The sequence below is a fragment of the Variovorax boronicumulans genome (genome assembly GCF_040544675.1).
In the GTDB taxonomy this organism is placed as follows: domain Bacteria; phylum Pseudomonadota; class Gammaproteobacteria; order Burkholderiales; family Burkholderiaceae_C; genus Variovorax; species Variovorax boronicumulans_D.
In genome coordinates this window covers 1-9,513 of the sequence record NZ_JBEPKK010000034.1, presented here as the reverse complement: position 1 = coordinate 9,513, position 9,513 = coordinate 1, and the positions used below count along the sequence as shown (strand labels likewise).

The following is a 9,513-nucleotide window of genomic DNA, read 5'->3' as shown; positions in this document are numbered from 1 at the left end:
CGGCTTCCAGGCCGTGGCCGAGGCGGTGCGCCTGGCCGAAGCCGGCGGCGTCGACGCATCGAAGCTGCCTGCGGCCCTTGCCGGCGGCCGGGCCGACAGCCAGATCCTGCGCGAGTTCGGACCCAAGATGGCCGCGCGCGACTACACGCCCACGGGCCGCATCGACAACATGCTCAAGGACCTCGAAGCGGTGCAGGGTTTTGCGCAGGGCCAGCGCCTGCCGCTGCCGCTGACCGGTGCGGTCTCGGAGCTGCATCGCACGCTGGTGGCGGCCGGGCTGGGCGCCGAAGACACCGCGGCCATGATGCGGCAGTTCAACGGCTATGCCCGCGACTGAACGCGCACCGATTCACGCTCCCCCCGACCGAACACCACACAAAAAGGAATCCATGTTCATTCGCTGCGCGTTTTTCAAAGGACAGGTCAAACCCGGCCTGGAAGAGGCCTTTACCCGCTACGTGCACGACAAGCTCGTGCCGCTGTGGACCCGCTTTCCCGGTGCACTCGAGGTGCGCGTGCTGCGCCAGCTGGAAAGCGATGTCGCCGACCCGGAGCTCGCGATGGTGCTGGCGATTCGCTATGCCACGCGCGAAGACATCGCACGCGCGCTCGATTCACCCGTTCGCTACGAGAGCCGCGAGGTGTCCAAGGGCCTGCTGGAGATGTTCGACGGCAGCGTGTTCCATACGGTTTTCAGCGCCGAGGAGTTCGCGCTCCCCAAGGCGTGAAGGCGCGAGCGGGTATTGACGCGCTTCGAGCGCATGCGGCGACGGCCCCCGGCACAATGGCCGCCCTGACTCACCGTCTTCAACCGCCAGGCGAACCGCGTGAACCGCTGGCGATGAACTGCACGCCGACTCCAGTCGGTGAAGATCGACATGCAATCAGAATCACATGACGCCGATCATTCACCCGACCATCGCGGGGGGCGCTTCTCGACGAACGCGGCAGGTCCTTCCTGACAGTCGCGACTCGCACGGCGCCGCTCCTCCCATTCGTAGCGAGCTACAAAGGCATCGGCCAATGGCATCGTTGCCGAGCGGGCTGCAGCCTCCTTGATGGCTCGCAGAGACAATGGCGCGCAGCTCAACAGTTCGTCGACCCATTGCTGCACGCAGGCGTCTAGCTCGGTCGCAGGCACGACCGCATTGACGAGGCCAAGTTCGTAAGCACGATCGGCGCTCAAGCGCCGACCCGTCATAAGGTAGCCCATGGCGGTCCGATAAGGCAGCTGGCGGCTCAACCGGAATACGCCTCCCGCGCCCGGAATAAGACCCAGGCGTGCCTCCGGCAGTGCAAACTCGGCGTGTGAGGCCGCGACCACAATGTCGCAGGCCAGTGCCAACTCGAATCCCCCTCCCAGTGCCAATCCGTTGACACGGGCGACCACAGGCTTTGCCAATCCGAAGCGCTCTGTCAGGCGGGGCCATCCAGGTAGACCTCGGCTGCCGAAACTTGTAGGTGCAACGCCGGTTTCCTGACGGCGCTTCAACTCCTTCAGGTCCTGACCCGCGGAAAACGCGCGGTCGCCCGCGCCGCTCAGCACGGCCACCCAGAGCCCATCGTCCCGCTCAAAGTCGTCCAGGGCGGCACTCAGCGCCTCGTGCGTGGCGAGATCCATTGCATTCAAAACCTCGGGACGGTTGATCGTGATGCGCGCCACACGGCCCTGTCGATCGTAGATAACTTTCGGCTGTTTCTGGTCAGGTTCCAACACAATCCATTCCCCTTCGCTGAAAACCTTGTTGGTGCTGCAAGCCCCGGTCAACAGAACCCCATGCGCCACCCGGAAGCATTGATCCACAGCCGTCTGGAGTAGATCAATGTTTCCATGCTCCTTCGGCATCGGCCAGCGATCTTGATTTGAGACGACTGGCGCTTGACTCCAGGCGTCAGCGGGCGACATCGGCGGCCAGCCTCGGCAATGCTGCGCATGACGAGTACAACCCGCGGTGATCTCTCCCGCTTGCTCCGACATTCGCTACTTGAGTGGTCTGCGCAATGACTCTTGCCGAGCGCGTCGCCTGCATGCCGCGTACCACGCGAAAGCAACCCCTGGACGGTCGCAGACCCGCTGGCGCACCGAGGCAATCCAAAGTCCCGTCCGAGCAAGAGGCGATGCGGCACCCCGTGCATTCTTGCAGGCATCAAATGGAACGCAGCGCTCACCCCGGTGAACCGCTGCGAACCTGAGTGCATCGCGCGCAAACAGATGGAGAGCAGCCTTTGTCCAATCCGTCCTGGCACCCTGTCGGTGCCAATTCCACTCCGCGCCCCGAGGCACGCATGCTCGCCGTCGGAACAGCAGGGCCCGACGCCGTGCATACCCAACAGGAAGTGTTGGACCGTTTCGGCAACAACGATCGCCGCAAAGCACACATCTTCCTGAACAATGCCATCGAGCGCCGCAACTTGGTCCTGCCGTCGCTCGACGAGAGCGGCGCCGTGCGCGACGAGACGCAAGCCCAACTGCTCGACAAGCACTCCAAGGTTGGCTTGGAGATTGGCGAACAGTCCCTGCGGGCGTGCCTCGAGGCGGGCGGGTTTGCGCTGCAGGACATTCGCCATCTTTGCTGCGTGACCACCACGGGATTGCTGACGCCCGGATTCAGTTCACTGCTCATCCATCGGCTGGGCCTGCGGCGCGATTGCGCACGGCTGGACGTCGTCGGCATGGGGTGCAACGCCGGCATCAACGCGCTCAGCGCGGCATCCGCGTGGGCCCGAGCCAACCCCGGGCAACTGGCTGTGCTGGTGTGCATCGAGGTCTGTTCGGCTGCGTACGTGAATGGCGACACCACCGAGACGGCGGTCGTGAACAGTCTCTTCGGCGATGGCTCGGCGGCAGTGGCCATCCGCGCCGGCAATGCGGAGGACACGGGTCCGGTGCTGCGCAAGTTCGCGTGTTCGGTCATCCCCGAAGCGCTGGATGCCATGCGCTTCGAATGGGACCCGGACCACGGCAAGTTCCGGTTTCGGCTTGATCGTGACGTGCCCTATGTGGTCGGGTCTCATGTGCCTGAAGTCGTTGGGCGGCTGCTCGAAGGCACCTCCGTGAACCAGCGGGACGTGGCGCACTGGATTGTCCATTCCGGCGGAAAAAAAGTAATCGACGCGATCAAAGCGAACCTGCAGCTCACCTCGTTTGACATGAGGCATACGTTGAGCGTGCTGCGCGACCACGGAAATCTCTCGAGCGGCTCGTTCCTTTTTTCCTATTCGAGGCTGCTACAGGAGGGGCGGGTGCAGCAAGGCGATCATGGCGTGCTGATGACCATGGGGCCTGGATCGTCGATCGAAACAGCATTGATCCAGTGGTGACGCGAAACATATGAAGCATCAATTCTTGGCTCCAGGGGTTCTGCAGTGAATCTTGCTCCGACGTTGGCACTGCGCCTAGTCCACCTTGACATCGACAGCGGGTTGCCGCTTTCGGACGATCTCGCAAGTGCCGTGCGTGCTGCTTGCGATGACGTCGACGACGGCCCGTCGCCTGCCGTACTCCTCATTCGCATCCGCGGTACCGATGCCACTGTGGCCTGGCCGGGCGACGTGCGCGTGAACCAGGTGAACCGGTGGGAACAGGCCATGAATCGCTTGAGCCGTCTTGCCGGCGTCAGCGTCGCAGTCGTCTCAGGCGGATGTGGCGGCTTGGCTCTCGAACTGTTGACGGCTGCGGATCACCGCATCGCGGCACATGATTTCAGGCTCGACCGCCTGTGTGCGGCAGGCGCCAGTTGGCCGGGCATGGCGCTGCACCGCCTGGTGCATCGCCAGGGGCCTTGCGCCGCAAGACGGCTCTTCGTCTTCCCGGCGCCGCTCCAAGCGGCGCAAGCCCTGCAACTCGGCGTCATCGATGAAGTTGCCGCAAATGCGGACGAGGCCGCCGATGTGTTCATCGAAGGATTGCGGGGTTTCGATTTCGCGGCCGTGCCCGCACGCCGCTTGCTGATTGCGGAGAGTCAGCAAGGGACGTATGAAGAGGTGCTCGGATCGCATCTGGCTGCTTGTGACGTAGAACTGCGCCGCCGCGCGGCTGCCGGCAATCGTGCCGAAGGCTCCGGGGAGTCATCGAGCAAGCGGGCAGCGGCATGATTCGAGCCCCAACCCACATGCACGAGGCGCGCGTCGCAACCATTCCGCAGGATGCGTTGCAAGAGCTCGCCGAAGTGGTCCTCGCCGAGCAGGCATTCCTCGCCGCGCTGCCTCCGCCGATCGAGCGAGACACCGAGCAACACAAGATTTCCGCCTCTTCGCATGCCCGCTGCCGAGCAGCCCGAACGGCATTCATGGCGCGACACGGTGCGTGGCTCTACGATCAGTTGACTGTCGACTGCACCGTGCCGCTTCGGCTGGCGGAACTCGTTCGCGCGGCCGCCGAACATACCCCAGCCTTGTTCGCTACACCGGCGCAATGGGCCGCGGAGTCCGGCCGCCTGCAAGCGCAAAAGGAAGGCTGGGAAATCGAGCAGGGCATCTTCGTGCAAGGCGTGCTGCGCGACGCACGCTGTGGCGCGCATCTCGTGGAGAGCATGCTGCATCCGCTGCCACGCTCGCTCGAGTTGCTGACGTCGTTCCGCCAGAGCGGCCGTGCCGAAGTCGGGCCGGTTCACATCGAGCGCCGCGGCGAAGTGGCGCACCTGACCGTATGCAACGACGCCCATCTGAACGCCGAAGACAACGAGCTTGCAGTCGGCCTGGAGGTATGCGTCGACCTCGCACTGCTCGACGCCGAGGTACGTGTGGGAGTCGTGCGCGGCGGAGTCATGTCGCATCCCAAGTATCGCGGCAGGCGCGTGTTCTGTTCGGGCATCAATCTCAAGCACCTGTACGCCGGCCGAATTTCATACATCGATTTTCTGCTGGGGCGCGAGTTCGGCTACGTGAACAAGATTCGTCATGGGCTACGCGGCCTCGCGGCGCACGACTCCGCCGGCGGGACGACAGTCGAGAAGCCATGGATCGCCGCGGTTGATTCGTTCGCCATTGGAGGCGGGCTGCAGTTGATGCTGGTTTTCGACCACGTCGTGGCCAGCCGCGGCACACATTTCGTGCTGCCCGCCGCCAACGAAGGCATCATCCCCGGCCTGGCCAACTTGCGCCTTCCGATGCGTGCTGGCAATCGGCTGGCGCGCGACATGATCCTGCGCGGACGCGTCGTGCACGCGGAAGAGCCGGATGCGGCGCTGCTCGTGGATGAGGTCGTCGAAGAAGCCCACATGGAAGCCGCCATCACCGCCGCCGCGAAGCAGATGCGCAGCGATGCAATCGTGCCGAACCGGCGCATGCTGCGAATGGCCGAGGAGTCACTCGATCAGTTCCGCGCGTACATGGCAGAGTTCGCACTCGAGCAGGCTCGCCGCATCCATGCTCCCGACGTGCTCTCGCGGCTGCACGCGCGCTATGCCTGAAACGACGCTCATGAAGGCCGCCGAACGTGATCCGGCCCCGGTCATGCCAACGCACGAGCTTGCTCGCAGTGCCCTTCATCCATCGCTGGGTGAGCCCGTCCTCGGTGCGATCAACTTCCTCAACGAAATCATCGACCGTTTCCCCGAGGCAATTTCGTTCGCGCCGGGAGCGCCGGCGCCTGCGCTGCTCGAGCCGATCGACGTCGCGGCCGATCTCGAAACCTATGTTGCGCACCTGTGCAGCGTCGAAGGACTGTCCGTGGCGCAGGTGCGCCGGCGGCTGTTTCAGTACGGGCCCTCTCGGGGCATCATCAATGGCTTGATCGCCGATGCGCTGGCGCGCGATCAGGGCATCGAAGTCCCGCCCGCCGCCATTGTGGTGACTGTCGGTTTCCAGGAAGCAATGCTGCTGGCCCTGCGGGCCATCTACAGCAGTCCCGCCGACGTCCTGGTCGTCGCGCAGCCGTGCTTTGCGGGGGCGGTTGGTGCGGCGCGCGTGCTCGGGATCGATGTGCATCCCGTCGATGAGGATGGTGAAGGTCTCGACGTGACCGAATTGCGCGCGCTCTGTACCCGTCTTCGCCTCGCGGGCCAGCGCGTACGCGCGGTATATGTCGCGCCCGACCATGCCAACCCCTCAGGCGCGCTGATGACGCGGGCACGGCGCGAGGCCCTGCTTGCCCTGGCCGCCGAGCAGGATCTGTTCCTGTTCGAGGACGCCACCTACGGCTTCACCGCAGAGGACGAAGAGACGGTGCCCACGCTGAAGGCCCTCGACCGGGCTGGCAGGGTGCTCCACATGGGAACCTTCGCGAAGATCGCGATGCCGGGCGTGAGGGTCGGCTTCGTGGTCGCCGACCAGCGCGTGGAAGGCGGGACCTTGCTGGCGGATGCGCTGGCCACCTTGAAGAGCATGACCACGGTCAACACGTCCCCGGTGTGCCAGGCGATCGTCGGGGGCATGCTGCTCAAGCACGGCGTTTCGCTGAGCAATCTGGGTCGCGCCAAGGGCAGCTACTACCGGGCACGTCTCGATACGTTGCTTGCTGCGCTGACGCGTCACGTGGGAGACCGCCGTGAAGGCGCGCCATCGTGGAACCACCCCAGCGGCGGATTCTTCGTGCGCGTGCGCGTGCCCGCGGTCGTGGATGCGGCTCTGCTCGAGGTGTCCGCCCGCGAGTACGGCGTACTGTGGACACCGATGTCCCTGTTCTACCTGGGCGGTGGCGGACAGCACGAGCTTCGCCTGTCCTGCAGCTATCTCACCGATGCGCAGATTGACGAAGGCGCGGCGCGTCTCGCCTGTTTCCTGCGCGATGCCAGGGTTTGCGCATGAGGACGACGAGCGCAGCCATAGACAACATGCTGCGGCAGCTGTGCAGCGCAGGTGCTAGACGATGCTGATCAGACGCTACATTCGCGCGCATGCGAGAACTCTCGTCCTGCTGTCGGCCCTCTCGGGCCTGACGGCGGGAATCTCGATCCTGCTGCTCAGGTTCCTCAACGAGCGCGCCGGCGAAGCCACGCGGGGCGCCGGGGCCGAGGTCGCACTTCAGGGTTGCGGCCTGCTGCTCGCCATGCTGCTCGTGCGGTCGCTGAGCGCACGTGTCGTCGCTGCGTTCGGGAGCCGCCTGATGGCCGAACTTCGCCACGATCTGAGTCAGCGCTTCCTGGCCCTGGACCCCGAGCACCTGCTCCAGCGCAAGCACGCCATCTTCGGTGCGCTGATCGGCGACATCGCTCGCCTTGCACCGCTGGTACAGGTCGCGCCCTCGCTGCTGAGCAATGTGCTGCTCGCCGTCCTCGGCATGGGCTACCTGATTCATCTCTCGCCAGCGATGTTCGCCGTCGTCGCCCCCTTCATTGCGTTGTCCGGCACGTTGTTCTATATCACGCAGCGCCTGACGAACAAATCCTTCGACAAGATGCGCAGCGCCGACGAGTCGCTGTACAAACTGATGCGTACGCTGGTGGAGGGGAAAAAAGAACTCACGCTGATCCAGCCGCGCGCCTCGCACTTCTCGACGGTGCAGTTGGCGCCCGCGATCGAATGTTCGCGTGAGGCGCACTACAGGACCGGGCTCATCTGGGGCATCATCAATGCATTCGGCGATGTGATCGCTCACGGCTGGGTTCTTGCCGCCATCCTGGCCGGCGGCTGGTGGCTCGGCGAAAGCCAGACCTTGATTCTGCAGTTCGTGATCGCGGGACTGTTTCTCAGCGGACCGATCCAGTCGATCTTCGATCTGGGCGCGCAGTTCAGCAGCGGGACGTCGAGCATGCGACACCTCGAAAGCCTCGGGCTCGACCTCGAACGCGGCCTCGATCCATCGCCGCCGAAAACCACGGCGACGCCGGACAACTGGCAGAGCATGGCGCTTGAGGGCGTGACCTATGCCTATCCAGATGCGGCGACCACCGGCTACCAGCTAGGCCCTATCGATCTGCAGATAGCGCGCGGCCAGACTCTGTTCATCAGCGGCGGAAACGGCAGTGGCAAATCGACGCTGCTTCTGCTTTTGTGCGGTCTGATGTTGCCGGCCTCCGGCACGATCAGCGTCGATGGACTGCCGGTTGGCCGAGACGAGCTGGAGCGTCATCGCAGTCGCTTCTCTGCGGTATTTTTCGACTTCATGCTGTTCTCGCATGTCATCGACGACCAGGGCCGGCAGGCCGATCCGGCGGATGTAGTGCGCTGGCTTCGCAAGGTGGAGCTGGATGCCAAGGTCGATTACCGCGATGGGGTCCTCTCATCGATCGATCTGTCCCAAGGCCAGCGCAAGAGGCTCGCCTTTCTGCAGTCTTGCCTCGATGACCGCGACATCCTGATCCTGGATGAGATCACGGCCGATCAGGACCGCGGCTTCCGAGAAAAGTTCTACCTTGAACTGCTGCCGCAGCTCAAGCGCCGGGGCAAGACCTTGATCGTCGTGACCCACGACGACCGCTACTGGCACTGCGCCGACCGCATCGTCACCCTGGACTGCGGTCGCCTGCATGAGGCTCCCGACGCTGCACACCTTGGAGCGTTGGCAAGCAATGCATAGCGCGCACGACATCGGATTTTTTCAACGCGGGCGCTCTTACGCGCGGCTGGCGCCCCCACACCGCAATCGGTGCGAATAACAGCTGCCGCCGACACTCAACTGAAAGAGAGAGCACATGGCCAACCAAGACGACGATCAAGACCAGCGCTACGTGGTGGTAATCAACCACGAGGAACAATACTCGCTGTGGCCGGACTACTCCCCGGTGCCGCAGGGTTGGACGGTGGTGTTCGGTCCGGATACCAAGTCGCCCTGCCTCGAGTACGTGAAGGCCAACTGGACCGACATGCGGCCCAAGAGTCTGCGCGAGTCCGACGCCGGACATCTGCACTGAACAGAGGAGGGCGGTAGGTTGGCGCTGAGCCCGGCCCCCCGCCCATCTTTGGCAAGCACCTCGCGTGAACCGGAACGCGGCGTCCAGTTCGCCGTGGCGTGCATGCACGTCAGGTGTTGAGCAGCAGCATCTCGCCTGCGGCGAGCGTGCACGTGATCCGGAGCGGTGAATATCGGCGCCGGTGCGGAGACTTTTCATCTGGTTCGAGGACGTAGACGAGACGCCGCGCAGCCGAAAAAGAGCATCTGGTTTCAGGCACCACGCGTACCGCCGCACGGCAGCGTTCGTGTCCGCCACTTCGGACATGCCTTCCTGCGCATCAAGTCCGCCGATGCCAGCATCCTCACCGATCCCTTCGGCTCCGACCAGCATCCGAACGAACTGCCGCGATACGACTCCAGGCCGCACCTCTGCACCCTTCGCACGCATCCCCCATGGACCCCCAAACTCCCCCCGAGCCCCTGCCGTCCACCGTGTCGCCCACGCATCCACCGGCACGCAGGCGCCGGTGGATGGGGTGGTTGCTAAGCCTGCTGCTGCTCGCGGCGCTGGGAGGCGGCGCTTGGTACCTGGTCCAGCGCTCCAAGACCCCGGTGGCCGGCCCCGGCGGAAGAGGGGGCGGCGGTGGTGGCGCGGCTTCCAGCACGGTCGGCGTCGCCACCGCGCGCCAGGCCGACATTCCGGTGCAGCTCGAAGCCCTGGGCACTGTCACCCCGGTAGC

Annotated in this window: 9 protein-coding genes and 1 pseudogene; 9 read left to right on the top strand and 1 reads right to left on the bottom strand. The window is 64.6% G+C overall.

What is annotated here, in order from left to right:
* Both ABIC90_RS27095 and ABIC90_RS27090 read left to right on the top strand, forming a co-directional pair.
* The coding region (locus tag ABIC90_RS27095) for an NAD-binding protein (protein WP_354359790.1) at nt 1-337 on the top strand (337 nt) is incomplete at its 5' end.
* Between the two features lie 52 nt (nt 338-389).
* Nucleotides 390-728: a hypothetical protein gene (locus ABIC90_RS27090; RefSeq protein WP_354359788.1), complete on the top strand. Its 339-nt coding sequence runs from the start codon at nt 390-392 to the stop codon at nt 726-728.
* Nucleotides 729-904: 176 nt separating this feature from the next.
* On the opposite strand, the gene dpgD is transcribed toward ABIC90_RS27090, so the two are convergent.
* On the bottom strand, nt 905-1,846 hold the full coding sequence (gene dpgD / locus ABIC90_RS27085; RefSeq protein WP_354359786.1) for an enoyl-CoA-hydratase DpgD: 942 nt from the start codon (nt 1,844-1,846) through the stop codon (nt 905-907).
* Nucleotides 1,847-2,226: 380 nt separating this feature from the next.
* Here dpgD and dpgA point away from each other — a divergent pair, with 380 nt between their 5' ends.
* From dpgA to ABIC90_RS27050, 7 genes and pseudogenes are all read left to right on the top strand, one after another.
* Nucleotides 2,227-3,321 carry a 3,5-dihydroxyphenylacetyl-CoA synthase DpgA gene (gene dpgA, locus ABIC90_RS27080; RefSeq protein WP_354359784.1) on the top strand — a complete coding sequence of 365 codons (1,095 nt, stop codon included), beginning with the start codon at nt 2,227-2,229 and terminating at the stop codon, nt 3,319-3,321.
* Nucleotides 3,322-3,366: 45 nt separating this feature from the next.
* The gene (dpgB, locus tag ABIC90_RS27075) at nt 3,367-4,095 is read left to right on the top strand and encodes an enoyl-CoA-hydratase DpgB (RefSeq protein WP_354359782.1); all 729 of its coding nucleotides are present in this window, start codon (nt 3,367-3,369) and stop codon (nt 4,093-4,095) included.
* 17 nt (nt 4,096-4,112) lie between these two features.
* On the top strand, nt 4,113-5,411 hold the full coding sequence (gene dpgC / locus ABIC90_RS27070) for a (3,5-dihydroxyphenyl)acetyl-CoA 1,2-dioxygenase DpgC (protein WP_354359780.1): 1,299 nt from the start codon (nt 4,113-4,115) through the stop codon (nt 5,409-5,411).
* Between the two features lie 10 nt (nt 5,412-5,421).
* Nucleotides 5,422-6,747, top strand: a complete 1,326-nt coding sequence (locus tag ABIC90_RS27065; protein ID WP_354359778.1) for a PLP-dependent aminotransferase family protein — start codon at nt 5,422-5,424, stop codon at nt 6,745-6,747.
* Nucleotides 6,748-6,808: 61 nt separating this feature from the next.
* Entirely contained in the window at nt 6,809-8,458 is a 1,650-nt protein-coding gene (locus ABIC90_RS27060) for a cyclic peptide export ABC transporter (RefSeq protein ID WP_354359776.1), read from the top strand.
* A gap of 115 nt (nt 8,459-8,573) precedes the next feature.
* A complete protein-coding gene (locus ABIC90_RS27055) occupies nt 8,574-8,792 on the top strand; it encodes an MbtH family protein (RefSeq protein WP_354359774.1) in 219 nt (72 codons plus the stop codon).
* Nucleotides 8,793-9,304: 512 nt separating this feature from the next.
* A pseudogene (locus ABIC90_RS27050) lies at nt 9,305-9,513 on the top strand (efflux RND transporter periplasmic adaptor subunit); the annotation flags it as partial.

Bases quoted from the DNA above. Each gene is read 5' to 3' on its own strand.
- ABIC90_RS27090 (WP_354359788.1), top strand. From the start codon at position 390: ATGTTCATTCGCTGCGCGTTTTTCAAAGGACAGGTCAAACCCGGCCTG.
- dpgD (WP_354359786.1), bottom strand. From the start codon at position 1,846: ATGCCGAAGGAGCATGGAAACATTGATCTACTCCAGACGGCTGTGGAT.
- ABIC90_RS27065 (WP_354359778.1), top strand. From the start codon at position 5,422: ATGAAGGCCGCCGAACGTGATCCGGCCCCGGTCATGCCAACGCACGAG.
- ABIC90_RS27055 (WP_354359774.1), top strand. From the start codon at position 8,574: ATGGCCAACCAAGACGACGATCAAGACCAGCGCTACGTGGTGGTAATC.
- dpgC (WP_354359780.1), top strand. From the start codon at position 4,113: ATGCACGAGGCGCGCGTCGCAACCATTCCGCAGGATGCGTTGCAAGAG.
- ABIC90_RS27060 (WP_354359776.1), top strand. From the start codon at position 6,809: ATGCTGATCAGACGCTACATTCGCGCGCATGCGAGAACTCTCGTCCTG.